Raw genomic sequence first — 23,827 nt, forward strand, 5'->3', positions numbered from 1 at the left:
TCAGTCCACCGGGTAATCGAGATCGTGCCAGCGCTTCGCCGATTTCCCGCCGGAGCCGAGGTGACCGCCGGGGAAGCGCATCACCGCGATCGCGTGCAGCGCTTTCGTGTCGAGCGCGGCGTCGCCGCAGCTGCGCCTGACCTTGAGATCGCGGACGCGCCCCTGCTCGTCGAGCCAGACCCGCACGATCACGCGCCTTCTCGACGCGGAAGTCTGCACGCCGCGTGACAACAGGCGATCCATCAACGACATGAAGTTCTCCCCGATCGTCGAATGCTTCGGTTATCGCCGCGTGCATCGAAGAATCGACGCGCGCCGGTGTGCGCGCCGCGTCAATGCCGGGCGGCTGCGCTCGTGTGTGCCGGCCCCGCGGCCTTCGGCTTCGCGGCGACGTGCGCCTTCGGCTCGGCGCCGGCCGCATGTTGAACCTTGCCGGTCTTCGCGGGGGCGCGTATGCCTTCGGCGCAGGTTTCGCGCCGGCATGCGCCGCGACCGGCGCCTTCGACTGCGAACGAACGGTTTGCCGCCCCGGCTTCACGGCCGCCGCACTGCTCGCCGCCACGGGCGGATGCTTGACCTGCTGCGCGTACGCGTTGACGTCGTGATCGCTCATCCACGATTCCGTGTAGGCCGCCGACGCGGGATGAGCCAGGTTGAGATACGCGACCGATGCGACGAGAAAGGCACGAACATGCGTGCGACGATTGAATGCGGTAATGACGAATGCTCCTTGCGATCCGGCTTGACGCCGTGTATCGGCGCCGTCGTGGCGGCACGATAAATGAGCGCCTTCGGCATCGCAAGCCTCTGCCGGCGATTCAAACGATTCTTGACGTTTGAACGATCGATCCGGTGCGGGCGAGGTCGAACCAGCGCGGCAGCCGCGCGGTCGCTTCGGCATGTACATGTCGTCGCGCACGCTGCACCGGCGGCTTGCCGGACTCGGGCTCGACTTCCGGACGCCGCGCGAGGACACGCCGCGGCGGCTCGCGACCGACTACCTGAACGATCCGCGTGTCACGCTCGCGGAAGTTGCCAGGCTGCCCGGCTATTCGGAGCACAGCGCGTTGACACGTGCATTTCGCCGCTGGACGGGCGGATCGCCGCAGCAGTGACGCGGCCGGCAATCGGCACGGGCCGCGGAACGTCGCGCGCGGCTGAAACGGCCGCGTCGACGGTATGGCCGTGCGGCCTGCGGGGCCGGACCGCTGAAAGCCAATCGCCCCCGACGACGCCGAACTCGGATTCGCCGACGGTGTCGAACGTGCATCGCCGGAGATTCACATGAAACGCGCCGCCCCGTTCGCCCTCCTGATCCTGCTTGCCGCCGCCAGCTTGCCTGCACTCGCCGGCAGTGCCGCGTCGCCGGTCCCGCAGCAAGCGAAAAACTGCGTACCGTCCTCCACGTCCGCCGGCACGGCGTCCGGCTCCCGCGCTGCAACAAAAGCGCCACCGATTCGCGTGTGCGTCGGCGATTCCGACACGCAACTGAACCTGCCGTGGTTCCTGACCGACGTCCTCACCGCCGTGGACACGCATCAGTCTCCCCGCGACCTGCTCCACAAGATGCGCAACGACTTCTGAAGCGCGGCTGTCCCCGCTGCACGCGCTGGAACAACCCGCGGCACGCGGGCTGGACCTCGTTCAAGGCGATCCGGGGCCTGGATCGCCTGAGGTGACGCGCGACGCAAATATTTCCCCACAAGCATCAATCTAGAAATTGCGCGATTTTTGAATAGCAATATTTCGCAATCGAGCGTGGCACGCCTTATACTTGCCGCGCACCATCCTCGTGCCAAGAGACGGTGTCTTTTGTCCCGGCTGCACACCGATGCGGCCGGGTTTTTTTCGTGTGCGATACCGACATACATGCGTTGACGATGTATGTTACGGAGAAGCGCCTCGAATCCAGCGCCCCCGCCGCGATGCCGCTTCGTGCGTTTCGCGAGCGTAGAATCGCTTTGCGTCCCGATATCGGCGCGAGCCGCGGTGCCCCGGCCAGGCACGGCGAATGCATCGCGCCAATCCATCGACCGGTTCGATCTGCATTCTCATGCGCACAACAACAAGTACGACCCGAGGACCTTCCGCGCCCGCACTGCGCCCGAAGCCCGCATTCCAGCGCAGCGGCGCGTGGCCGCACGTCGTCTTCCCGGTTGCCCTGATCGTCTGCATCCTCGTGTTCGTGGTTGCGCTCGTCGTTGCCGGGCGCCTGGCGCGCGACGCGATCGCGCAGCACGAACGCGTCGTCGCGAACGACATCGTGATATCGGTCGACCGCATTCTCGACGGGATTCGCTCGCGGCACCCGGCTGAGCTGGACGCGCTGGTCGGGCGACCCTGCATGACGATCTTCAGGACGCTCGCCGAAATAGGCACTCACCTGCGCTATCTTCGGGCCGTCGGGCTGGCGAACGACGGTCGCGTCACATGCTCGTCGGCACTGGGCGCAATCGACGTCCCGCTCGCCGCATACATTCACGCGCCCGAGCCGGGGATGACGGCCATCACGCTGCTTCGGCAAACGCCGTTTCAGCATCGCGTTCCGGTGCTGGCGGCGTTTCGCGCGACCGCGCCCGAATCCGGCGTCCTCTATCTGGTCGAAGGCGACTATGTGGCGGACATGCTCGCGCACAGCACCCGCTTCGGGGCGGAAACGGCCACGCTGTCGATCGAGGGTGCCGGAAGCATCGATCAGCATGGCGCGTTCGTGCCGCCATTCGGCGCGGCGCCGCCCACCGGCAGCACGATCGCGTCGAGCGCCTGGCCGTTCACGGTCTCCGTCACCTCGTCGGAACCCTACGTTTCGCAGGTGCAGCGGCGCTACAGACTGATCTGCGTGACGATCGCGCTGCTGGTCAACGGCCTCGTCGCGGCCGCGTACCTGCTCGCGATGGCGCCGCGCCGGCTGTTGCTGAAGGCCGTTCGCAATGCGCTGAAGCGCAACGAGTTTCATGTCGTCTATCAGACGATCGTCGATGTCGAAACGCGCAGGACCGTCGGCGTCGAGGCGCTGCTGCGCTGGCAGCATCCGAAATGGGGGCCCATCAGTCCGGCCGTGTTCGTCCCGCAGGTGGAATCGAGCACGATCCTGCCGAAGGTGACCGAATTCGTGCTGCGCACGGCCGTGTCGGAACTGTCCGCGCTCGCGCCGTCGATGCCGCTGCATGTCGCGATCAACGTCGCGCCGAAGGATCTCGAACGCGCGCGCTTCGTGTCCGTCGTCGAAGACACGATCCGCCGGCTTCCGCCGGGCTGCACGCTGGTGCTCGAAGTCACCGAGCGCATCCTGCTCGAGAAGAATCCGCGCACCACCGAGATGTTCGCCACACTGCGCGCGAAAGGCGCGAAGTTCGCGATCGACGACTTCGGCACGCATCACAGCAACCTGGACATGCTGTCGCGCTTTCCGTTCGACTACGTGAAGATCGATCGACAGTTCATCTCCCAGCTGACGACGGGCAACGCGAAACTGATCGAAGGGATCGCGGCCGTCGCGCACCACTACGGCCTGAAGATCATTGCCGAGGGCGTGGAGACGGAAGAGCAGCATCGCGCGCTGCATGCGGTCGGGATTCAGTATGCGCAGGGCTATCTGTACCAGCGACCGCAGCGACCGGAAGACCTGAAACGGGAATTCGCGCCGATGCCGGCCTAAGGCCGGCGCTGCGGCAATGCTGCCGCAGCTGGCGGACGACGCGCTCGCGCGCTCGACAGACGAATGCGTACCGCCCGAACGTCATCCGGTCTGCGCGCGACGCCGATTGCTTCACGCGGTCGATGCAACGCGCACCACGTGGCGGATCCGGCGCCGCGTCCTGCCACCCGATGCCAGCCGCGCCGCTTCGGCGGGAACCGCGCGAGAAGCGCTAAAATCCGCCGCCTGGGCATCCACGGCGAGCAAGTGTTTTGACGGCGTTCGAGCAGGGTTTCATCCTCACCCGCCACTGGCGGGACACCGCGTCCGGCATCGAGATCGAGTTCTGGCTGGCAACCGAACGCGGTCCGCGCCGCGTGCGGCTGCGCCCGCAGGAAGCCGTCGCGTTCGTGCCGGCCGAGCAGCGTGCGCTCGCCGAACGCACGCTCGCCGGCGAGCGCGATGCCGAACTGCGGCCGCTCGCGCTGCGCGACTTCCGCCAGCGCGCGGTGGCCGGCCTCTACTGCCGCCGCTACCGCCATTTGTCCGGACTCCAGAAACGCCTCGCCGCGGCCGGCGTCGACGTCTACGAAGCCGACGTGCAGCCGCCCGACCGCTATACGATGGAGCGCTTCATCACGGCCCCCGTGCAGTTTCGCGGCACGGCCGGCCGAGACGGCACGCTGACCGACGGCGAACTGAAGCCCGCGACCGGCTATCGTCCCGCGCTGCGCTGCGTATCGCTCGACATCGAGACGAGCATCCACGGCGAGCTGTATTCGATCGCGCTCGAAGGCTGCGGCCAGCGGCAGGTCTACATGCTCGGCCCGCCGAACGGCGACGCGCGCGCCGCGGACTTCACGCTCGACTACTGCGACAGCCGGCCCGAGATGCTCACCCGGCTCAACGCGTGGTTCGACGAACACGATCCCGATGCGGTGATCGGCTGGAACCTCGTGCAGTTCGACCTGCGCATCCTGCATGCGCATGCGGAGCAATACGGCGTGCCGCTGAAGCTCGGGCGCGGCGGCAGCGTGCTCGAGTGGCGCGCGCACGGGCAGCAGCCCGACCATTTCTTCGCGGGCGCGGCCGGCCGCCTGATCCTCGACGGCATCGACATGCTGAAATCGGCGACGTGGACGTTCCCGTCGTTCAGCCTCGAATACGTATCGCAGTCGCTGCTCGGCGAAGGCAAGTCGATCGACAATCCGTATCAGCGGATGGACGAGATCCAGCGCCGCTTCGATCATGACAAGCCCGCGCTCGCGCACTACAACCTGAAGGACTGCGAACTCGTCACGCGCATCTTCGACAAGGCCGACCTGCTGTCCTTCGCGCTCGAACGCGCGACCGTCACGGGCCTCGCGGCCGATCGCACCGGCGGCTCGGTCGCCGCGTTCACGCACCTGTACCTGCCGCGCATGCACCGGCTCGGCTACGTCGCGCCGAACCTCGGCGACGTGACCGGCCAGAACAGCCCCGGCGGCTTCGTGATGGATTCGCGACCCGGCCTGTACGACTCGGTGCTCGTGTTCGACTACAAGAGCCTTTATCCGTCGATCATCCGCACGTTCCTGATCGATCCGGCCGGGCTGATCGAAGGGCTCGCGCACCCGGGCGACGACACGTCGGTGCCCGGCTTTCTCGGCGCGCGCTTCTCGCGCACCGCGCATTGCCTGCCCGACATCGTGCGGCGCGTGTCGGAAGGCCGCGACGAAGCGAAGCGCCAGCGCAACGCGCCGTTGTCGCAGGCGCTGAAGATCATCATGAATTCGTTCTACGGCGTGCTCGGCTCGACGGGCTGCCGGTTCTTCGATCCGCGCCTCGCATCGTCGATCACGATGCGCGGCCACGAGATCATGCACCGCACGCGCGAGCTGATCGAGGCGCAGGGTTACGAAGTCATCTACGGCGATACCGATTCGACCTTCGTGTGGCTCGGGCGCGAGCACGACGACGACGCGGCCGCCGCGAAGGGCCGCGCGCTCGTCGAGCACGTGAACCGCTGGTGGCAGGCGCACCTGCGCGATCGCTTCGGGCTCGAAAGCGCGCTCGAACTGCAGTACGAGCGGCATTACCGGCGCTTCCTGATGCCGACCGTGCGCGGCGCGGAAGAAGGCAGCAAGAAGCGCTATGCGGGCCTCGCGCGCGCGGCGGACGGCGGCGAGGACCTCGTGTTCAAGGGGCTCGAAACGGTGCGCACCGACTGGACGCCACTCGCGCAGGCATTCCAGCGCGAACTCTACCGGCGGGTGTTCAAGCGCGAGCCGTACCAGGATTTCATTCGCGACTACGTGCGGCGCACGCTCGCCGGCGAATACGACGCGCAACTGATCTATCGCAAGCGCGTGCGCCGGCCGTTGAGCGAATATCAGCGCAACGTGCCGCCGCACGTGCGCGCCGCGCGGATCGCCGACGAATTCAACCAGGCGCGCGGCCGGCCGCTGCAGTACCAGCGCGGCGGCTGGATCAGCTACGTGATGACGACGGCCGGCCCGGAACCGCTCGAAACGATGCGCTCGCCGATCGACTACGCGTTCTATGTGAGCCGCCAGCTGCAGCCGGTCGCCGATGCGATCCTGCCGTTCCTGCGCGACGATTTCGAACGGGTGATTTCGGGGCAGGGGCAATTGTTCTGAGCGCGATGCGCGGCGAGCACGGCTGCCCGAGCCGACCGTCTCGCCACCGGGCCCGGCGATGCCGGCTAAAATACCGCCCTGCCGCGCCTCCCGCCGCGGCCGGAGGACCTTAATCATGACCGCACGTCGCGGTGCCGCGGTCGCCATCGCGCCCGGTCACGAGACAGCCAGCCTGTCCAAAGCCCAGCAAACCTTCAATACGCTCGTCAAGCACATCGAAAAGCGGCGCGAGCGTCTGGGCGCATGGGACGCCGTCACGCCGGCCTTCCAGAAGAAATTCGTCGACGGGCTGTTGCCGCTCGAACAGGAAGCGACCGTGCTGCGGATCAGGCTGCTCCATCTGCTCGACGACGCGTTCCTGCAGAAAGGGCTGAGCAAGGCCGAGCAGCGCATGCTGTCCGACCTGATCGCCGACATGGCGCGCGACTTGCTGCACGTCAGCGACGACGCGGCGCTGAAGGTCATTTACAACCGCCATCGCGCATCCGACGACGCCGGCAACGCCGCGGCCGACCCCGAGCCGATGAAGCGGGAGCCGAATCCGATGCCCGCCACGGAACCGGCCGACGATCTCGACACGCTGTCCCCCGACGAACTCGCCGCGCGGATGCAGGCCGAACTCGACGCCCAGTTCGAGCGAGACATGGCCGCTCACGCGGCCCGAGAGGCCCAGCGCGCGAAGCGCAAGAAAGCGCCGAAGCAGTCGGCCGCGCAGGCGAAGCGCGAGGCCGAGCAGGCCGAATCGAGCAAGTCGATCCGCGAGATCTATCGCAAGCTGGCCAGCGCCCTGCATCCCGATCGCGAAACCGATCCGCAGGAACAGCAGCGCAAGACCGTGCTGATGCAGCGGGTCAACCACGCCTATGCGAAGGGCAATCTGCTGCAATTGCTCGAACTGCAGCTGGAGATCGAACAGATCGACCGGCGCGCGATCGACGGCCTGAGCGAAGCACGGCTCACGCGCTACAACGGCATCCTGGAGGAACAGCTGCGCGAGCTCGATCAGGAGATCCGGCACGTCGAGAACGATTTCCGGCGCACTTACGGCATCGCGTCGTCCGTCAAGATCGCACCCGATACCGTGATCCGCATGCTCGCACGCGACATCGCCGGCATGCAGCGCGGCAACCAGGACCTGACCGTCGCGCTGCGCGAGTTCGAGGATCCGGACTACGTCAGGGATTGGTTGAAGGACATGAAACGCCGGCCGGTCTCGTCGCGCTTCGACGACGATTCGTATTGAACGAAGCAGGCGCAGGCCGACGCGCGGCGCGCACGCGTCGTCACATCACGGCGACTCGCCGATCCCGCCCATCAGCATCATCAGCTGCTCTCGCAGCCACTGGCTGCCCTGATCCTGATCGGCGCTGCGATGCCAGTAGCAGAAATATTCGAGCCCCGGCATCTCGAACGGCAGTTCGAGAATCCGTGCGGGGTAGCGCTGCAGCAGCCTCAGCGGCGCCGTCAGCGCGAGGTCGCCGCGCATCGCGATCAGCGGCGCGACCATGTAGTGCTGCACGCGCATCTGGATGTTGCGGCGCAGCCCGAGCCGCGTCAGTTCGGCATCGACGTGCCCGCTGCCCTTGCGGCGGCTCGACACGTGGATGTGCCCCATCGACAGGTAGTCGTCCAGGGTCAGCGTGTCGCCCTTGAACGGGTGATCGTCGCGGATCATGCACGCGTAGCGGTCGCGCACGAGCAGCGCCTGGTGCAGGTGCGGGTCGCCGATCAGCGGCGCGTCGATCGCGATGTCGACGGAGCCGTTCGCGAGCGCGGTCGCCACTTCGCGGCGGTCCATCGTGTAGCTGCGCACGTGCATGCCGGGCGCATGCGTCTGCAGCAGTTCGCCGAGCGCGGGCAGCAGCAGCGCCTCGGTCAGGTCGCTCATGCTCAACCGGAACACGCGCTCGGACGAAGCGGGATCGAACACGTCGCCTTCGTGCGCGCTCGAATCGAGCAGCTGCAGCGCCTCGCGCACGCGGCCGACGATGTTCTCGGCCATCGGCGTCGGCATCATCCCGGCCGGCGTGCTGACGAACAGCGGATCGTTCAGCGTCTTGCGCAGCCGCGCCAGCGCGTTGCTGACGGCCGGCTGCGTGAGGTTCAGCACCTCGGCCGCGCGCGTCAGGTTGCGCTTGTTGTAGATCGCCTCGAATACGACGAACAGGTTCAGATCAATCTTCGAAAGGCGCATCGCCGGATCTCCTTGCCGGCATCTTACGGCGCGCGCCGCCCGTTCGTCCATGACGCTCCCGGGTCCGGCCCGCCGCTCAACCGCGCGGCGGCCGCGTCAGGTACGGTTCGGTCGAGCCGCGCACGGCGTCCTTGATCTCCATGCGCGCGATCGCCTGCAGGTGCACCTCGTCCGGACCGTCGGCGAAGCGCAGCGCGCGGCCCCAGCTCCACAGGTCGGCGAGCGGCGTGTCGGGGCTCAGGCCCGCCGCGCCGAACACCTGCATCGCGCGGTCGCACACGTTCGTGTACACGGTCGGCACGAGCGCCTTGATCATCGAGATTTCCTTGCGCGCCGCCTTCGCGCCGACCTTGTCGATCATCCACGCGGCCTTCAGCACCAGGAGGCGCGCCTGGTCGATCTCGATGCGCGAACGCGCGATCCATTCGCCGATCGTGCCGTGCCGGTTCAGCGGCTTGCCGAACGCTTCGCGCGACTGCGCGCGGTCGATCATCAGTTCCAGCGCGAGCTCGGCCGCGCCGATCGAACGCATGCAGTGGTGAATACGGCCCGGCCCGAGGCGCGCCTGCGCGAGCGTGAAGCCGCTGCCTTCCTCGCCGAGCAGGTTGTGCGCCGGCACGCGCACGTTGTCGAACGTGATCTCGCAGTGCCCTTCGGGCGCGTAGTGGTTGACCACGGTGATGTTGCGCAGGATCGTCACGCCCGGCGTGTCGCGCGGCACCAGGATCATGCTCTGCTGCTGGTGCGACTCCGCTTCGGGATCGGTCTTGCCCATCACGATGAAGATCTTGCAGTTCGGGTGCGCGGCGTTCGTGATGAACCACTTGCGGCCGTTGATCACGTACTCGTCGCCCACGCGCTCGATGCGCGTCGTGATGTTGGTCGCGTCCGACGATGCGACGTCGGGCTCCGTCATCGCGAACGCCGAACGGATCTCGCCGCGCAAGAGCGGCAGCAGCCACTGTTCGCGCTGCTCGGGCGTCGCGAACATGTGCAGCAGTTCCATGTTGCCGGTGTCCGGCGCGTTGCAGTTGAACACCTCCGACGCCCAGCTCACGCGCCCCATGATCTCGGCGAGCGGCGCGTATTCGAGGTTCGTCAGGGCCGTGCCCGGCTCGTCGGCCTTCAGGTGCGGCAGGAACAGGTTCCACAGGCCTTCGGCCTTCGCGCGCTCCTTCAGCGCCTCCATGAACGACACGGGATACTGCCCCGCATGCACTTCTTCGTTCCACTGACGAATGCGCGGCACGATGTGCGCGTCCATGAACGCGCGCACGCGTTCGCGCAGTTCTTCCACTTTCGGGGTGTAGCCAAAGTCCATGATCGACTCCTCGAGATTCCGGTTTCCGTTCGTTCGGTTCAGAAGGCCGAGACACCGCCGTCGACGGCGACGGCCTGCCCGGTCAGATAGGTGTTTTCCTTCGCGCACAGCGTGAGCATCGTCGCGACGATTTCCTCGGGGCGGCCGAGCCGCTTCATCGGCGAGCCCTGCGCGAGAAAGTCCTGGCGCTCGCCGAGGTCGCTGTCGGTGACCATCGGCGTCGCGCTGTAGAACGGGCACACCGCGTTCACGCGAATGCCGTGGCGCGCGTATTCGAGCGCGGCCGTCTTCGTGAGCCCGACCACCGCGTGTTTCGACGCCGCATAGGCGGCCAGCTTCGGCGCACCGCCGAGCCCGGCCATCGACGCGACGTTCAGGATCACGCCTTCGCGCTGCGCGAGCATCTGGCGAATCTGGTGCTTCATCGCGAAGAACACGCCCTTCGCGTTCACCGCGAAGCTCAGGTCGAGATCGGCTTCGTCGGTATCGATCAGCGCCTTCATCGGCGGGGCGATGCCGGCATTGTTGATGCCGACGTCGAGCCGTTCGAAGCCCGCAACCGCCGCCTGGACCAGCAACGCGACGTCGGCTTCGGCGCGCACGTCGCAGCGCTGCGCGATCACGTCGGCGCCGGCTGCACGCAGCCGCGCCGCCACGCGTTCGAGCGCTGCTTCGTTCAGGTCGCCGAGCGCGAGCCGCGCGCCCATCGCGGCCAGCTCGCTCGCGAGCAGCGCACCGAAGCCGCTCGCGGCGCCGGTGATCATCACGGCCTGCCCGGCATAGCTGTCGATTTTCATCGCGCGCTCAGATCGTCAGGCCGCCGTCGACGACGATGCATTCGCCGTTCGTGTAGCTCGCCGCATCCGACACGAGATACAGCACGGTGCCGGCCATCTCGCGCGGCTCCGCGTGGCGGCGCAGCGGGATCTTCGTCATCCAGGTTTCGTAGATGTCCTTGTCGGCGAACAGCGCGCCCGCGAACTTCGTCTTCGTCAGGCCCGGCAGCAGCGCGTTCACGCGGATGCCGAACGGCCCGCATTCCTTCGCGAACGCCTTCGTCATGTTGACGACCGCGGCCTTCGTGATCGAGTAGATGCCCTGCCGGTCGCCCGGCTGCAGCGCATTCACCGATGCGGTGTTGACGATCGCGCCGCCGCCCTGCGCCTTCATCAGCTTGCCGGCCTCGACCGACATGAAGAAGTAGCCGCGGATGTTCACGTCGACAGTCTTTTCGTACGCGGCGAGATCGGTGTCGAGGATGTGCCCGAAATACGGATTCGCGGCCGCGTTGTTCACGAGGATGTCGAGCCGGCCGTGCTTGCCGCGGATCGTCTCGAACGTCGCGGCGATGTCCTCCAGCCGCCCGACGTGGCACGCCAGCGCTTCCGCGCGGCCGCCCGCCGCGACGATTTCGTCCGCCACCGCCTGGCAGTCGTCGAGCTTGCGGCTCGACACGATCACGTGCGCGCCCTGCTGCGCGAGCAGCTTCGCGATTTCCTCGCCGATGCCGCGGCTCGCGCCCGTCACCAGCGCGATCTTGCCCGTCAGGTCGAACAGATTCGTTGCCATGTTGCTGTGCTCCTCCATTGATGTGTTGTCGTGTCGCCGCGCGGCGATGTCCGTGATTTCAGCGCTGCGCGTCGATCACGTCGACGGCCATCTCGGCCAGCCGGCCGGCCATCGCGCCGACGCGCAGCGCCTGCTCGCTCGACGCGTTGCCCTGCAGCGCGCGCGCCTTCACGCCCTGCGCGATCGCCGCGAGCCGGAAGAAACTGAACGCGAGATAGAAATGCCAGTCGCGGATCGGCTCGATCCCGCGCAGCTCGCAATAGCGCGCGACGATCGCCGCTTCGTCGGGAATGCCGAGTTCCGCACGATCCTGGCCCGCGAGCCCGCGCACCTGGCCGCCCGACGGCAGGCGCAGGCACATGCAGAAATACGCGAGATCGGCGAGCGGGTTGCCGAGCGTCGACAGCTCCCAGTCGAGCACGGCCTGCACGCGATAGCCGTCGCGCGCGAACATCAGGTTGTCGATCCGGAAATCGCCGTGCACCAGCGCGGGCCGGCCGGTGTCCGCCGGGCACGCCTTCGGCAGCCAGTCGATCAGCGTCTCCATCGCGTCGAGGCGCTCGGTTTCCGCCGCGCGATACTGCTTCGTCCAGACGCCGATCTGGCGCTCGAAGTAGTTGCCGGGGCGGCCGTAGTCGGCGAGGCCCACCGCGTCGACGTCCACGTCGTGCAGCGCGGCCATCGTGCGCAGCAGCGCGTCGTAGCAGGTCGCGCGCTCGGCCTTCGGCAGCTCCGGCAGCGCCGGATCCCAGAAGATCCGGCCGTCCTCGAAGCTCATCACGTAGAACAGGCTGCCGATCACGTCGCGGTCTTCGCAGAGGTGATACGGACGCGCGACCGGCACCGCGGTGCCCGACAGCGCACTCAGCACGCGGAATTCGCGATCGACCGCATGCGCGGATTTCAGCAGCTCGCCGGGCGGCTGGCGGCGCAGCACGTAGCGGCCGCTCTTCGCGTGCAGCAGGAAGGTCGGGTTCGACTGGCCGCCGGCAAACTTCTCCATGTCGAGCGGGCCTTCGAAACCCGGCACGTGCGCTTCCAGATAGCGCGTGAGGCGGGCTACGTCGAGGGGCTGGGAAGGATTCGTCATCGTCGCGATCGTTCGTGGGGTCAACCGTAGGTGCGCCACGCATGCCGTTCGGGATCCTCGAGATGCGGGATGCCGTTGAACGACGCCAGGTGGAACGCTTCGGCGTTGAAGAAAAACTGCGAAAGACTGCTGTTGCGGATCTGCAGGTTCAGCGCGATCGCGCTCGACGGCGGTGCGGCGAGCACCTGCTGCACGGTCACCGCGATCGGGCCGCCGGAGCTCACCGCGAGCACGCGCTGGCTGCCGCCGCCGCGGATCGCGGCGCGCGCGTCGGCGACGCGCTGCTGGAAATGCGCCCAGGTTTCTGGTGCCGTGTCGCCGAGCCTGTCGTCAGCCCACAGGTGCAGCACCTGCCGCAGCGCGCGAAAGTGCTCCTTCATCGAGCCGGCCGCAAGCCGCGCGATCTCCGGATAGTCGCCGGCCGCCGCCGCGAACAGCCCGTGGAAGTCGTATTCGTTCAGGCCGGGATGGCGGTCGACCGGCGCACCGTCGCGGCCCATCCCGCGCAGGATCGCGTCGACCGTCTGCGCATGCCGGTTCATCGTGCCGCAGATCACGCGGTCGAACGTCAGGCCCTGCCGCGCGAAGTATTCGCCGAGCCAGACGCCCTGCTGTTCGCCGGCCGCGGATAGCCGGTCATAGTCGTCCGTGCCGAACGACGCCTGCCCGTGCCGTACCAGAAAGAGTTCAGCCATTGCCTGCCCGCCTGAGGGGAACCGAAGGATCAGCATAGCGACCGGGTCTGCATTTTTGAAATTTATTTTCTGAATCGAACGCTATTCATTCCATGAATTTCCGGTATTCAAACAGTGCGCTTTTGCCGGCTTGCGCCAATGCCCGTGCATCACGGCACGGGAATTGCGCCAGCCGACACCGTCATGTCGAACAAATTCAGGAGGGGTGCGATGCTCGGGACAATCCTCATCATCATTCTGATTCTGCTGCTCATCGGCGCATTTCCAGCGTGGCCGCACAGCCGAAGCTGGGGCTACTGGCCATCGGGCTCCCTCGGGCTGATCGTCCTCATCGTCGTGATACTCGTGCTGCTGGGCCACATTTGAGTGTGACGACGCGTGCCGGTTGAACAGGCACGCGTCGTTCGGTCCCGGCGCCGTGGCTTCTTTACAAACGCAAGCAAGGGCGGGAAGCCCCGGCAACAGCACGCGATCGCGGCCCGCGCCGCCGCCGCGCGCACTTACTCCCGCGTCCACCCGTTCTGGTAAAGCTCCCCGGCCAGCACGCCGAGACGCGACGCGAGGATATAGTTCTCGCCATCCTCGATCAGCGCCGAACGCACGTCGCGGAACAGCTTCTCGATCGGAAACTCGCGCGTGGTGCCGTTGCCGCCGAACAGCTGAAACGCCTCGTGCGTCACCTTCATCGCTTCCTCGGTCACGCTCACCTTGGCCTGCGCGGTCGCGTACGGATGGCTCTGCGGCGACATGCGCGAGAACGCGAGGCTGCGCCGCGCGATCGCGCGCGCCATCTCCAGCCGGCGCAGCATCTCGCCGATGCGCAGGTGCGTCATCTGGTGATCCATCAGCAGCGCGCCGCCCTGCTTGCGCTCGTGGCAATACGCGAGCGCAAGCTCGAACGCCGCGCGCGCGACGCCGACGAACACCTGGCACATGTGCGTGCCCGCATACGACCACGTTGACGCGAGATTGCCGAGATAGTCGTCCTTCAGCGCGATCGCGAAGCGCTTCGGCACCTTCACGTTGTCGAAATAGATCTCGCCCTGCGGCAGCGAGCGCTGGCCGATCTTGTCGAGCGGCTTGCCGCGCGACACGCCCGGCAGATCGAGCGGCAGGATCATCGCGATGCCGTTGGTGAACATGCTGCGCTCGCCTTCGCCGTAGAACCCGTCGCCGTAGTCGGCCGCCATGTACGCGAGCGCGACCTGCGCGACCGACCCGTTCGAGATCCACGCGGAGCTCTGCCCGTTGATCACGATCTCGTCGGCGCCGACCTTCGCGGTCACGTTGCCGACCGGCTGACGGCCGTTCCCGGCGAGCTCCTGCCGATACAGGATCGCCGCGTCGGAGCCGCGATCGGGCTGCGTGTTCATCCAGCAGCCGACCTTGCCCGCGCACATCTCGACCAGCTCCGGGTTGCCGACCGAATGCGCCATCATCAGCGGCATCGTCGCGGCGCCGATCGACACGGCCAGGCCCGAATCGCCCCAGCCGAGCTCCTCGCCGATCAGCGACTCGATGCGCACCGCGGTCTCGGGCGGAAACTGCGCGATCAGCTGCGGATCGAGCCCGAGCTTCGCGCTCTCGACGATCGCGGCCCAGTACGGCGAGCCGGGTGCGATCACCTCCTCCGGCGTCATCCGGTCGAGCTCGCGCCCGATCGGCCGCAGCACGTCGCGCGCGAAGCGGTGAACCGTGTGCTGGATCGCGTTTTCCTCTTCGCCCAGCGGCGTCTCGAAGCCGGTCAGGCCGACCAGCGGCAGCGCCGCGGACTTGTTCAGACGAATCATTTCCGTTCTCCTCCTGGACTCCAGTCATGTCGACCCGGCAGCGCATGCGCCCGGCCGCCTCAAATCTAGAAATACATACCAAACATAGGTCATCATGACAAACACAGGAAGCAAAAAAAAGACAGGGTATTCCCCTGTCTCGTTCACCGCGTCGACTGTGCGCGTCGCGTCGTTATTTGCCGGCGGGCGCCGTCAGCGTGCCGTACGCGATCGCGCGCGACGTCGCAATGAAATACGTGTCGAGCGCCTGCGTATGGCGCCCGGTGCCGTACTGCATCGCGAGGCCGTCGGCGAGCGCGATCAGCATCGTCGCCGCATGCCGGCTGTCGGCCGCACCGAATTCCGGATTGACGGCGCGCAGCAATTGCGCGAGGTCGCGCGTCAGCGTCGCATACCACTCGTCGTAGAGCTTGAAGCATTCGGGATCGGTGGCCGCGAACGACAGGAAATGCCGGAACAGTGCGTTGTACTTGGCATCCTTCGCATCGGCGATCGAGCGCAATATGATTTCGTCGAACACGTCGCGCGGCGACGCGTCGCTGCTGATCGCGCGCTTCATGTCGTCGAGATACGTGTCGATGACCGGCTCGATGACGGCCCGCAACACGGCGATCCGCGTCGGGAAGTAGTACTGCAGATTGCTGACGCTGATCCCGGCGGCCGCGGCGACCGCGCGCTGCGAGAATTCCAGCGCGCCGCCTTCCAGCAGCAGCTTGCGCGCGACGCGAATGATCGTGTTGCGCGTACGCAGGCCTTGCGCCCGCAGACCGTCGGTGTTGGCCGTGGCTGCGGTGGCAGTGGAAGTGCGCCGCTTTCGGGGGCTGCGCTGCTCGTTGGACACTGTCATCGTGTTCGTCGTGAAGATGGCGTTTCGGCTTCGTCGAATGGACGCTCCGTACCTTACGGAGCGCAAACGACTATACCCGATGCGAGCCTCATTTTCCATCGAGCCGCCCCACTGCCGGGCGGTCCGGCCGGATCCGCGCCGGCGCGCCGCGACGAGCGTGCGCGCCGCTACGTCGCGCGCACCTTGCGGTTCACGCGCTCGTCGAGCAGGTTCGCGACGCCGAGCATCGCGGTGACCGCGCACCAGCGCAGCGGCTCCCACGGCACCGACGGCGTCTTGTGCGTCAGCGTGTCGAGCAGCGGCGATTGTCCGTCGTGAATCCGCTCGGCCAGCACGCGCCCGATCAGCGATTGCGTGCCGACGCCATGCCCCGAGCAGCCGGCCGTGTAGAACACGTTACGGTGCGCGCCGGCCGCGCCGACCACCGGCAACGCGTCGCCGGCGAACGAGATGTAGCCGCTCCAGCAGGCGCGCACCGGCACGGTGCCCAGTTGCGGAAAGCGCGCATGCAGCGTCTTCGCGAGTGCGCGATACGCGTCGTCGTCCGGCACGTTCGGCGTTTGCGAGCCGTACACGTAGTGCAGCCGCTTGGTCGTCAGCAGCAGCGTGTTGCGCGCGGTGAGGCGATGGCTTTCCATCGTCAGGTGCGGCGTCACGATGCCCTCGCGGTTCGGCCAGCCAAGTGCGTCGAGCTGCGCGTCGGACAGCGGCTCGGTTTCGAGCGCCGACACGCGCAACGGCATCACCTTGTCGCCGAGCAGGCCGAGTTGCGGCGTGTACGCGTTGGTCGCGAGCACCAGCACCGGCGCGCTCGCGCTGCCGCGCGCCGTGCGCACGCGCACATTCTCGCCTTCGTCGAAACCGAGCAGCGCGGTGTTCTCGTACAGCTTCACGCCGGCCGCGAGCGCCGCGCGCCGCAGCCCCGTCACGTACTTGCCAGGATCGAGCGTGCCGCCGCCCGGCACGTAGGCGCCGAACAGGAAGGCCGGCGGGATGCCGCGCGCGCGCATCGCCGCGCCGTCGAGAAACTGCGCGGGCGAGCCGAGCGCGATGCCGGTTTCCATGCTCTCGCGCAAGCGCTTCTCCTGCGACGGATGCACGCCCGCGCGGATGATGCCCGACGCGCGGTAGTCGCAATCGATCGCGTAATCGGCGAGCTTGCGTTCGACGTAGGCGACGCCTTCGTCGTAGAAACCGACGATTCGCTTCGCCTGGTCGTGCCCGACGCGCTTGACGAACAATTCGTACTCGAGCCCCTGGCCGCCCGCGAGATAGCCGGCGTTGCGCCCGCTCGCGCCGAACCCCGCGAACTCGCGCTCGAGCACGACGACGCTCGCGCCGCGCGCGGCCAGCTCGAGCGCCGTCGACAGGCCGGCGAAGCCGGCACCGACCACGATCACGTCCGCGCGCACGTCGCCCTCGAGCGGCGGCTGCAGGTCGGCCGGCGCGTCGATCCAGCCGCCGACCGGCCGGTATTTCTGCAACGCGGCGTCCGCGCGGACCGCCTCGCCCCAGCGCGCGAGCGGGCTCGCCGCATCCGCGCCGGCGGCCTGCATCGCCGCTGCCGCACCCACGCCGCCCACGCCACCCACGCCGCCCGCCGCGCGCGCGCCGGGCTGCCGCGCGGTCGGGTCCGTCTGTCCGGCCGTCGTCGCACCGTATGCGTCGCTCATGTCCGCCTCCGTCAATCCTTGCTGAGAATGTGAATCGCCAGCGCCGCTTCCTCGATGCCCTGCAGGCCGCCGCCGTTTTCCTGGATCGCATGGCGCGCGCCCTGCACCTGGCGCGCACCGGCCTCGCCGCGCAATTGCGTAACCAGTTCGTAAAGCTGCCCGATGCCGGTCGCGCCGAGCGGATGGCCCTTCGATTCGAGGCCGCCCGACGTGTTGATCGGGATTCGCCCGCCGAGCGTGAACTCGCCGCGCTCCGCGGCCGGCCCGCCTTCGCCGGGCGGCACGAAGCCGAGGTTCTCGGCCTGGATGATCTCGCCCATCGCCGACGCGTCGTGCACTTCGGCGACGTTCATGTCCTCCGGCCCGACGCCGGCCTGCTCGTACGCCTGCAATGCGGCGAGCCGGCCGATGTGCTTGTGCGGCTCGTCGATCCGGCGCCGCGAGAAGCTGCGGATCACGCTCGCGGCGACGCGGATGCAGCGACTGCGATCGGCACCGATGCGCGCGAGCCCTTCCTCGGTGCAGAGGATTGCCGCGGCCGCGCCGTCCGACAGCGGCGCGCACATCGGCAGCGTGATCGGGTACGTGATCGGCGGCGCCGCCAGCACCTCGTCGATCGTGAACGGCTGGCGGAACTGCGAGTACGGGTTGTGCACCGAATGCGCGTGGTTCTTCGCGGACACGGCCGCGATCTGCCGCTGCGTCGTGCCGTACGTGCGCATGTGATGCCGGCACAGCGCCGCGTAGATCTTCATGAAGCGGCTGTACGGCCGCCCGGATTCCGAGCCGGGCGGCGGCTCGATCCCTTCGCCGAGCCGCGCGAGCGTCGCGAAGTTCTCGTCGACGCGCGCGACGTCCCAGCCGGCCTCGAACAGCGCGAACGACTTCGCCTTGTCCGCGACGTTCATCTTCTCCGCGCCGAGCGCGAGCGCGACGTCGCACGCGCCCGACTGCAGCTCGCGCACCGCGAGGTGCACGGCCGTGCTGCCGGACGCGCATGCATTCTCGACGTTGAACATCGGAATGCCGTCGAGGCCGATCTTGCTGAACACGACCTGGCCGGGGATCGACAGCTGCCCCTGCAACGCGCCGTTGGTGATGCCGGAGTAGAACGCCGCGCGGATCGCGTCGGCATGGCAGCCGGCATCGCGCAACGCGCGCTGCAGCGCCTCGCGTGCGAGGTCGTCGACGCTGCGGTCGGGGTGCCGGCCAAACACGGTCATTGCAATGCCGGCGATGTAGATGTTGCTCATCGTCTGGAGTCCCTATCGATTCCGGTCAGATCCGGCGTTGCCGGCGCTGCCAGTACTGTTCGCGCAGGTCCTTCTTCAGCACCTTGCCGGCCGTGCTGCGCGGCAGCGCCGCGATGAAGTCCACGCTCTTCGGCGCCTTCACCGAGCCGAGCTGCGCCTTGCACAGCGCGATCAGTTCCTCGGCGCTCACCTGCTGGCCCGCATTGAGCTCGACGACGGCCTTCACGGCCTCGCCCCACGTGTCGTCGGGCACGCCGATCACCGCGCAGTCCTGCACGGCCGGGTGCGCCCAGATCACCTGCTCGACTTCGCTCGGGTAGACGTTGAAGCCGCCGCTGATGATCATGTCCTTCTTGCGGTCGGTGATGTGCAGGTAGCCGTCCCGATCGAGATGGCCGATGTCGCCGGTGTGCAGCCAGCCGTCGACGATCGTTTCGGCCGTCTTGTCCGGCGCGCGGTAATAGCCCTTCATCACGAGGTCGCCGCACACGCAGATCTCGCCGGTCTCGCCCTGCTTCAGCACCTCGCCGCGCTCGCCGACGATCTCGACGCGCACCAGCGGGTTCGGGCGGCCGACCGACGCCAGCCGTTCGTCCGGCGCCAGCGCGCCGTCGACGAAATGCTCGGCCGGCGTCAGGTACGAGATCGACGCGGGCGCTTCCGTCTGCCCGTAGCCGCCCGTCATCACCGGGCCGAACACGTCGATCGCGCGCTTGAGCTTCTCGACCGACATCGGCGCAGCGCCGTACAGGAAATAGCGCAGCGACGAGAAGTCGACCTTGTCGATGCCGGGAATGTCGAGCAGCCGGTAGATCACGGTCGGCGGCAGGAAGAACTCGGTCACGCGGTGCTTCACGATCGCGCCGAGCAGCAGCGCGGGGTCGGGCTTCGGCAGCACGACCACCGTGCCGCCGCGCGCGGTGCACGGCAGCGACATCATCCCGGCGGTGTGCGTCATCGGCGCCGCCGCGAGATTCATCGGCCGCTCGGCGCCGTACGACGTCGCGATCATGAAGTTCGCGAAGTACGTCTGGAACGAGCGGTGCGTGTTCATCACGCCCTTCGGCAGGCCGGTCGTGCCGCCGGTAGCCGACAGCGTGACGACGTCGTCCATCCCGTAGTCGACGACCGGCGGCGTCGCCGGCCGTCCTTCGCTCCACGTCGCGAGCGACGGCGCCCACGGCAGGTCGGCGTCGATGCACACCCACAGCCGCACCTTCGGCAGGCTCGGCCGCAGCGCGTCGATCGCGTCCGCGAACGCGTGGTGGAAGAACAGCACCTCGCAGTCGAACGCGTCGAGCACGTACTGGTTCTCGGCCGGCGTGTTGCGGCCGTTGACCGGGATATACGCGAGCCCCGCGCGCCACGTCCCGAGCGCGCAGCTCCAGCCGGTTACGTCGTTGTCCGCCCACACCGCCGCCTTCGCCTCCTTCGCGAAGCCGGCGGCGAGCAGCCCGTTCGCGATGCGGCACGACAGCTCGCCGATCTCCTGGAACGAGTAGCTGCGCTCGTCCTGGATATACGCGATGCCGTCGGGATTGATGCGCCACCCGCGGTCGTAGAAATCGATAATGGCCATGTCACGTGTTCCGTTGAATGAAGATCGGGGTGGCGTCGGCCGTCACAGCTGCGTGACCGTCGCGCGCGCGAGCCCGCGCTGTTCGAGGAAGCCGAGCAGGTAGCGGTGGCCGAACGCCTTCGAGCCCGACGCGAAGCCCGTGCGCGCGACGTCGCCGTCGAGCAGCTTGAGCACGCCCGCCGCGTGGATCGCGCCGGTCGAGATGTACGGCGTGATGCCGTGCACGGTCGCGCGCACCGACGCGAGCTGGCCGCGGCCGATCGCGAAGTCGACGCTGCGCTGGATGGTCGTGCGCTCGCGCGGCGGCATCGTCGGCGTGGTCGAATCGACGACCTGCTTGAGGATCGCGTCCTGCTGCTCGCGCGGCAGGTGCTTGTATTCGGCTTCCCATTTCTGCCCGAACTGGTGCACGAGCTTCATCACGTTGTTGTCGTAGAAGCCCACGCACGAGATGCAGCTGCGCACGCGCGGGTCGCGCTCGAAATAGACCGGCAGCGACGTGCCGCCCCACGGCAGGCAGAACACCGGCTGCATGAGTTCCGGCGTCGCGACGGTGAACGACGCATCGGCCGCGTGCGGCACGAGCGCCTTCTCCCACAGGTAGCAGGACTCGTGGCGCGCACCGTCGAAGATCGTCGCGGTCGAGCCGATGCTCACGCCGGCCGCGCCGCGCGGGCCGCGCGTCAGCGTGGCCGTCTCCAGCGCGTCGATGCCCGGCGTTTCGAGCGCGAGCTCGGCGGCGATTTCGGCGAACGTGTACATGTATGCGTTCGACGACGACACCAGCAGCCCGGCCTGGCGGTACAGCTCGCCGAACTGGTCGCGCACCGCGCGGATGTACGACTGCTCGCCGGTCGTATCGAGGTGGTGACAGCCGGCCTTCACCGCGGCCTCGACGCCGACGAGCCCGAAGCTCGAGAACGGCCCGACGGTATTGCAGACCACCTTCGCGCCGCGAAACGCGTTCACGAGCGAATCCACGTTGTGCTCCGCCTCGATGATTTCGTATTGCGCCGATTCGAGGCGCACGACGCGCTGCGCCATCATTTCCTTCGCGCGGCCCGCGTTGCGCGCGACCGCGGTGAACGGGATGTTCTGGTCGATCAGCCAGTCCATGATCAACATGCCGGTGTAACCGCTTGCGCCGTAAACGACGACGGGGTGCTTAGCCATGGTTGTCTCCTGAAACGTGAGTTGTTGAAAATCGGTTCGGTCAAACGACCGCTACTGCCGCTTCACATTCGGGCGTTTATTCATAGAACAAATTACCAATCTTAGGTCACTATGACAAAGTAAACGGCGAAGAAAAAGGCAGGGTATTCCCGGCCCTGACGCGCCGCGCGCATCATCGAGCCGTTCCGCCTGCGCCACCCGCACCGTCCGGCGACAGCCCGGCCAGGTAGTGCGCAACGGCCCGCGTGTCGTCGCCGGACAGCGTCGCGGCCACGCCGTTCATCGCACCGGTCGGATCGTGGCGCTGGCCCGACCGGAATGCCGCGAGCTGCGCTTCCAGGTAAAGCTGGCCCTGGCCCGCGAGGCGCGGCACGTGGTTCTTGCCCGTCAGCGCCGCGCCGTGGCACGCCTGGCAGCTGCGGGCCGTGACCAGCGCCATCCCGCGCTGCGCGAGCGCCGTGTCGGCCGGCACCACCTCGTTGCGCTCGGGCGCCTGCCGCGCGAAATAGGTCGCCAGCGCGTCGATCTTCGCGTCGTCGAGCTCGCGCGACAGCGGCCCCATGTACGCGTTGCGGCGCTGGTCGCTCGCGAATGCGCGCAGCTGCGCGGCGATGTAGCTCGCCGGCTGGCCCGACAGCGACGGATACCACGTGTTGCGCGACTGCCCGTGCGTGCCGTGGCAGAAGAAGCAGGTCTCCTGCTGCTGCGGCCACGCGCCGCCGTTCGCCTGGTCCGCGCTGCCGATCGCGGTCATCGACTTCTCGTAACGCATGCCGTCGATCAGGTCGGGGCCGTACAGCGTGCCGGCTGCCGCCACGCCCGCGATCGCGAGGGCGGCGCCGATCATCCAGGTTCGTTTCATTTACGCCTCCCTGCCGCGGCCGGCCAGCTTGCCGAGCGCCTGCAATGCCGCTCGGTGCCCGGATCGCACCGCGCCGTCCATCGCGCCGGGCCACAGGTCGGCCGTCTCGGTACCCGACCAGATCAGACGGCCTGCCTCCGGGCGCAGGTACTTGCCCCATTTCGTCCAGAAGCCGGGCGGCAGCGGATGGATGCACTGCAGCGTCCACGGATCGACGCGCCCCCAGTCGTAGTCGTGAAACTGCGTCGGATGCAGCGCCTTGTCGCCGAGCGCGCGCGCGAACACGGCCGACAGCGTCCGCTCGGCGGCCTTCGGCTCTGCCGGCAGCGCGCCCGGCGCGACGAACGCGGCGAGCACGCCGACCGAGCCGTCCGGCGGCGAGTTGTCGTACGCCATGAAGACCGGGCCGCCGACCTCGAAGATCTGCCCGTTGTAACCGTCGTCGCGCCAGAACGGCCGCTCGTACACATGCACCGTCTTGCGCATCGGCGCATTGGCGGGCCAGTTGCGCTGCAGTTGCGCGCGGCCGGCCGGCAGCGGCGGATCGAACACGATCTGCTCGCAGAGCGCCGGATTCAGCGCGACGATCACGCGCCGCGCGCGGAGCACGCCGCGATCGGTCTGCACGTCGACGACGTCGCGATCCCAGCCGGAAATCCTGCGCACCGGGCAGGACAGCTGCACCTTCGTGCCGAGCTCACTCGCCATCCGCAGGCTCAACACCTGGGAGCCGCCGACGAAGCGCGTTTCCTGCGCGCCGCCCTTGATCGACTCGAGCTTCGCGTAGTCGCAATCCGCGCTGTTGATCATCGACAGGTAGTGCAGCAGCCCGAGCTGCGCCGGTGCGCCGCCGAGCGACAGCTTCGCCGCGACGGCAAGAAAGTAACCGTCCTCGTAGGTCACGCCCTGTCGGCGCAGCCAGTCGCCGTAGGTCAGCTTGTCGAGCTCCGCCGCGTGCTGCGCGGTCCACGGCTCGCGCGACGGCACGCCGCGTGCGAGCGCGCCGAGCTTTGCGCCGATCGCATCGTCGCCGCCCGTGCCGCCGTGCAGATCCTGCGCGACGCGCGTGTCGCCGGCGAGCACGACCGTCTTGCCCGCGTAGAAGGTCGGGAACGTGTCGACGCCGAGTTCGCGCGCCAGGTCGGCGATCGCCGTCTGGCCGGGGCCGATCCACTGGCCGCCGGCTTCGGACACGACGCCGTGCCCGAGGTCGTGGTTGTAGGTCCGCCCGCCCACGCGGTCGCGCGCCTCGACGACGACGAACGCGTCGCAGCCGGCGCGCTTCAGGTCGCGCGCGGCGGTGAGCCCCGCGAGCCCGGCGCCGATGATCACGACATCGAGGACGCCGTTCGCGGCCGCGGCGGGCATTGCACTGTCAGCGAACGACACCTCACCGGCGGCGAGCGACGCGGCGCCCGCCGCCGCGAGACGCAAAATCTGTCGCCGGGTGTGCGCGTCCGGCTTGTGCTTGCGATTCATGATTGATACTCCATCCTTCCTTGCCC

General features: G+C 67.9%; 21 protein-coding genes. 6 read left to right on the forward strand and 15 right to left on the reverse strand.

Going from position 1 to position 23,827, the window contains the following annotated elements; translation table 11 throughout:
* Positions 1–252, reverse strand: coding sequence for an energy transducer TonB (locus tag U4Y91_RS02370; RefSeq protein WP_321802999.1), 252 nt, complete (start codon positions 250–252; stop codon positions 1–3).
* A gap of 584 nt (positions 253–836) precedes the next feature.
* Between U4Y91_RS02370 and U4Y91_RS02375 the strand changes: the two genes are divergently transcribed.
* From U4Y91_RS02375 to U4Y91_RS02395, 5 genes are all read left to right on the forward strand, one after another.
* Positions 837–1,115 (forward strand): helix-turn-helix domain-containing protein, encoded by a 279-nt coding sequence (locus tag U4Y91_RS02375; RefSeq protein ID WP_321803001.1) that lies wholly within the window; start codon positions 837–839, stop codon positions 1,113–1,115.
* A 169-nt stretch (positions 1,116–1,284) separates the two neighbouring features.
* Positions 1,285–1,584 (forward strand): hypothetical protein, encoded by a 300-nt coding sequence (locus U4Y91_RS02380; RefSeq protein WP_321803003.1) that lies wholly within the window; start codon positions 1,285–1,287, stop codon positions 1,582–1,584.
* 427 nt (positions 1,585–2,011) lie between these two features.
* Positions 2,012–3,658, forward strand: coding sequence for an EAL domain-containing protein (locus tag U4Y91_RS02385; protein WP_321803005.1), 1,647 nt, complete (start codon positions 2,012–2,014; stop codon positions 3,656–3,658).
* Between the two features lie 251 nt (positions 3,659–3,909).
* Positions 3,910–6,276, forward strand: coding sequence for a DNA polymerase II (locus U4Y91_RS02390; RefSeq protein ID WP_321803007.1), 2,367 nt, complete (start codon positions 3,910–3,912; stop codon positions 6,274–6,276).
* Between the two features lie 115 nt (positions 6,277–6,391).
* Entirely contained in the window at positions 6,392–7,519 is a 1,128-nt protein-coding gene (locus U4Y91_RS02395) for a molecular chaperone DnaJ (RefSeq protein WP_321803009.1), read from the forward strand.
* Positions 7,520–7,564: 45 nt separating this feature from the next.
* Here U4Y91_RS02395 and U4Y91_RS02400 read toward each other — a convergent pair whose 3' ends face one another.
* The 6 genes from U4Y91_RS02400 to U4Y91_RS02425 all read right to left on the reverse strand — a co-directional run bounded on the left by U4Y91_RS02400 (position 7,565) and on the right by U4Y91_RS02425 (position 13,145).
* Positions 7,565–8,470, reverse strand: a complete 906-nt coding sequence (locus tag U4Y91_RS02400) for a LysR family transcriptional regulator (RefSeq protein WP_321803011.1) — start codon at positions 8,468–8,470, stop codon at positions 7,565–7,567.
* 76 nt (positions 8,471–8,546) lie between these two features.
* Positions 8,547–9,791: an acyl-CoA dehydrogenase family protein gene (locus tag U4Y91_RS02405; RefSeq protein WP_321803013.1), complete on the reverse strand. Its 1,245-nt coding sequence runs from the start codon at positions 9,789–9,791 to the stop codon at positions 8,547–8,549.
* Between the two features lie 38 nt (positions 9,792–9,829).
* Entirely contained in the window at positions 9,830–10,588 is a 759-nt protein-coding gene (locus U4Y91_RS02410) for a glucose 1-dehydrogenase (RefSeq protein ID WP_321803015.1), read from the reverse strand.
* A gap of 7 nt (positions 10,589–10,595) precedes the next feature.
* Positions 10,596–11,360: an SDR family oxidoreductase gene (locus U4Y91_RS02415; RefSeq protein ID WP_044848813.1), complete on the reverse strand. Its 765-nt coding sequence runs from the start codon at positions 11,358–11,360 to the stop codon at positions 10,596–10,598.
* Positions 11,361–11,418: 58 nt separating this feature from the next.
* Positions 11,419–12,450, reverse strand: coding sequence for a phosphotransferase (locus U4Y91_RS02420; RefSeq protein ID WP_321803016.1), 1,032 nt, complete (start codon positions 12,448–12,450; stop codon positions 11,419–11,421).
* Positions 12,451–12,470: 20 nt separating this feature from the next.
* Positions 12,471–13,145 carry a histidine phosphatase family protein gene (locus U4Y91_RS02425; protein ID WP_321803018.1) on the reverse strand — a complete coding sequence of 225 codons (675 nt, stop codon included), beginning with the start codon at positions 13,143–13,145 and terminating at the stop codon, positions 12,471–12,473.
* A 210-nt stretch (positions 13,146–13,355) separates the two neighbouring features.
* On the opposite strand from U4Y91_RS02425, the gene U4Y91_RS02430 reads away from it, so the two are divergent.
* Positions 13,356–13,511 (forward strand): DUF3309 family protein, encoded by a 156-nt coding sequence (locus U4Y91_RS02430; RefSeq protein ID WP_321803165.1) that lies wholly within the window; start codon positions 13,356–13,358, stop codon positions 13,509–13,511.
* Between the two features lie 134 nt (positions 13,512–13,645).
* On the opposite strand, the gene U4Y91_RS02435 is transcribed toward U4Y91_RS02430, so the two are convergent.
* From U4Y91_RS02435 to U4Y91_RS02470, 8 genes are all read right to left on the reverse strand, one after another.
* Positions 13,646–14,935 carry an acyl-CoA dehydrogenase family protein gene (locus tag U4Y91_RS02435; protein ID WP_321803020.1) on the reverse strand — a complete coding sequence of 430 codons (1,290 nt, stop codon included), beginning with the start codon at positions 14,933–14,935 and terminating at the stop codon, positions 13,646–13,648.
* A 172-nt stretch (positions 14,936–15,107) separates the two neighbouring features.
* Entirely contained in the window at positions 15,108–15,782 is a 675-nt protein-coding gene (locus tag U4Y91_RS02440) for a TetR/AcrR family transcriptional regulator (protein ID WP_321803021.1), read from the reverse strand.
* Positions 15,783–15,949: 167 nt separating this feature from the next.
* Complete coding sequence (locus U4Y91_RS02445) at positions 15,950–17,455, reverse strand: FAD-dependent oxidoreductase (RefSeq protein WP_321803023.1); 1,506 nt, start codon at positions 17,453–17,455, stop codon at positions 15,950–15,952.
* Between the two features lie 11 nt (positions 17,456–17,466).
* The gene (locus tag U4Y91_RS02450) at positions 17,467–18,708 is read right to left on the reverse strand and encodes a thiolase family protein (protein ID WP_321803025.1); all 1,242 of its coding nucleotides are present in this window, start codon (positions 18,706–18,708) and stop codon (positions 17,467–17,469) included.
* Positions 18,709–18,733: 25 nt separating this feature from the next.
* A complete protein-coding gene (locus tag U4Y91_RS02455) occupies positions 18,734–20,287 on the reverse strand; it encodes an AMP-binding protein (protein WP_321803027.1) in 1,554 nt (517 codons plus the stop codon).
* A gap of 42 nt (positions 20,288–20,329) precedes the next feature.
* Positions 20,330–21,460 carry a saccharopine dehydrogenase family protein gene (locus U4Y91_RS02460; RefSeq protein WP_321803029.1) on the reverse strand — a complete coding sequence of 377 codons (1,131 nt, stop codon included), beginning with the start codon at positions 21,458–21,460 and terminating at the stop codon, positions 20,330–20,332.
* 172 nt (positions 21,461–21,632) lie between these two features.
* Positions 21,633–22,322 (reverse strand): c-type cytochrome, encoded by a 690-nt coding sequence (locus U4Y91_RS02465; RefSeq protein WP_321803031.1) that lies wholly within the window; start codon positions 22,320–22,322, stop codon positions 21,633–21,635.
* Entirely contained in the window at positions 22,323–23,801 is a 1,479-nt protein-coding gene (locus U4Y91_RS02470; RefSeq protein ID WP_321803033.1) for a flavin monoamine oxidase family protein, read from the reverse strand. It abuts the gene before it with no gap.
* Positions 23,802–23,827 lie beyond the last annotated feature (26 nt).

The organism is Burkholderia sp. BCC1993 (assembly GCF_905339865.1).
GTDB lineage: Bacteria > Pseudomonadota > Gammaproteobacteria > Burkholderiales > Burkholderiaceae > Burkholderia.

Bases quoted from the DNA above. Each gene is read 5' to 3' on its own strand.
- U4Y91_RS02440 (WP_321803021.1), bottom strand. From the start codon at position 15,782: ATGACAGTGTCCAACGAGCAGCGCAGCCCCCGAAAGCGGCGCACTTCC.
- U4Y91_RS02455 (WP_321803027.1), bottom strand. From the start codon at position 20,287: ATGGCCATTATCGATTTCTACGACCGCGGGTGGCGCATCAATCCCGAC.
- U4Y91_RS02470 (WP_321803033.1), bottom strand. From the start codon at position 23,801: ATGAATCGCAAGCACAAGCCGGACGCGCACACCCGGCGACAGATTTTG.
- U4Y91_RS02430 (WP_321803165.1), top strand. From the start codon at position 13,356: ATGCTCGGGACAATCCTCATCATCATTCTGATTCTGCTGCTCATCGGC.
- U4Y91_RS02385 (WP_321803005.1), top strand. From the start codon at position 2,012: ATGCATCGCGCCAATCCATCGACCGGTTCGATCTGCATTCTCATGCGC.
- U4Y91_RS02460 (WP_321803029.1), bottom strand. From the start codon at position 21,460: ATGGCTAAGCACCCCGTCGTCGTTTACGGCGCAAGCGGTTACACCGGC.
- U4Y91_RS02465 (WP_321803031.1), bottom strand. From the start codon at position 22,322: ATGAAACGAACCTGGATGATCGGCGCCGCCCTCGCGATCGCGGGCGTG.
- U4Y91_RS02450 (WP_321803025.1), bottom strand. From the start codon at position 18,708: ATGAGCAACATCTACATCGCCGGCATTGCAATGACCGTGTTTGGCCGG.
- U4Y91_RS02420 (WP_321803016.1), bottom strand. From the start codon at position 12,450: ATGACGAATCCTTCCCAGCCCCTCGACGTAGCCCGCCTCACGCGCTAT.
- U4Y91_RS02425 (WP_321803018.1), bottom strand. From the start codon at position 13,145: ATGGCTGAACTCTTTCTGGTACGGCACGGGCAGGCGTCGTTCGGCACG.
- U4Y91_RS02400 (WP_321803011.1), bottom strand. From the start codon at position 8,470: ATGCGCCTTTCGAAGATTGATCTGAACCTGTTCGTCGTATTCGAGGCG.
- U4Y91_RS02415 (WP_044848813.1), bottom strand. From the start codon at position 11,360: ATGGCAACGAATCTGTTCGACCTGACGGGCAAGATCGCGCTGGTGACG.
- U4Y91_RS02405 (WP_321803013.1), bottom strand. From the start codon at position 9,791: ATGGACTTTGGCTACACCCCGAAAGTGGAAGAACTGCGCGAACGCGTG.
- U4Y91_RS02370 (WP_321802999.1), bottom strand. From the start codon at position 252: ATGTCGTTGATGGATCGCCTGTTGTCACGCGGCGTGCAGACTTCCGCG.
- U4Y91_RS02395 (WP_321803009.1), top strand. From the start codon at position 6,392: ATGACCGCACGTCGCGGTGCCGCGGTCGCCATCGCGCCCGGTCACGAG.
- U4Y91_RS02445 (WP_321803023.1), bottom strand. From the start codon at position 17,455: ATGAGCGACGCATACGGTGCGACGACGGCCGGACAGACGGACCCGACC.
- U4Y91_RS02410 (WP_321803015.1), bottom strand. From the start codon at position 10,588: ATGAAAATCGACAGCTATGCCGGGCAGGCCGTGATGATCACCGGCGCC.
- U4Y91_RS02435 (WP_321803020.1), bottom strand. From the start codon at position 14,935: ATGATTCGTCTGAACAAGTCCGCGGCGCTGCCGCTGGTCGGCCTGACC.
- U4Y91_RS02380 (WP_321803003.1), top strand. From the start codon at position 1,285: ATGAAACGCGCCGCCCCGTTCGCCCTCCTGATCCTGCTTGCCGCCGCC.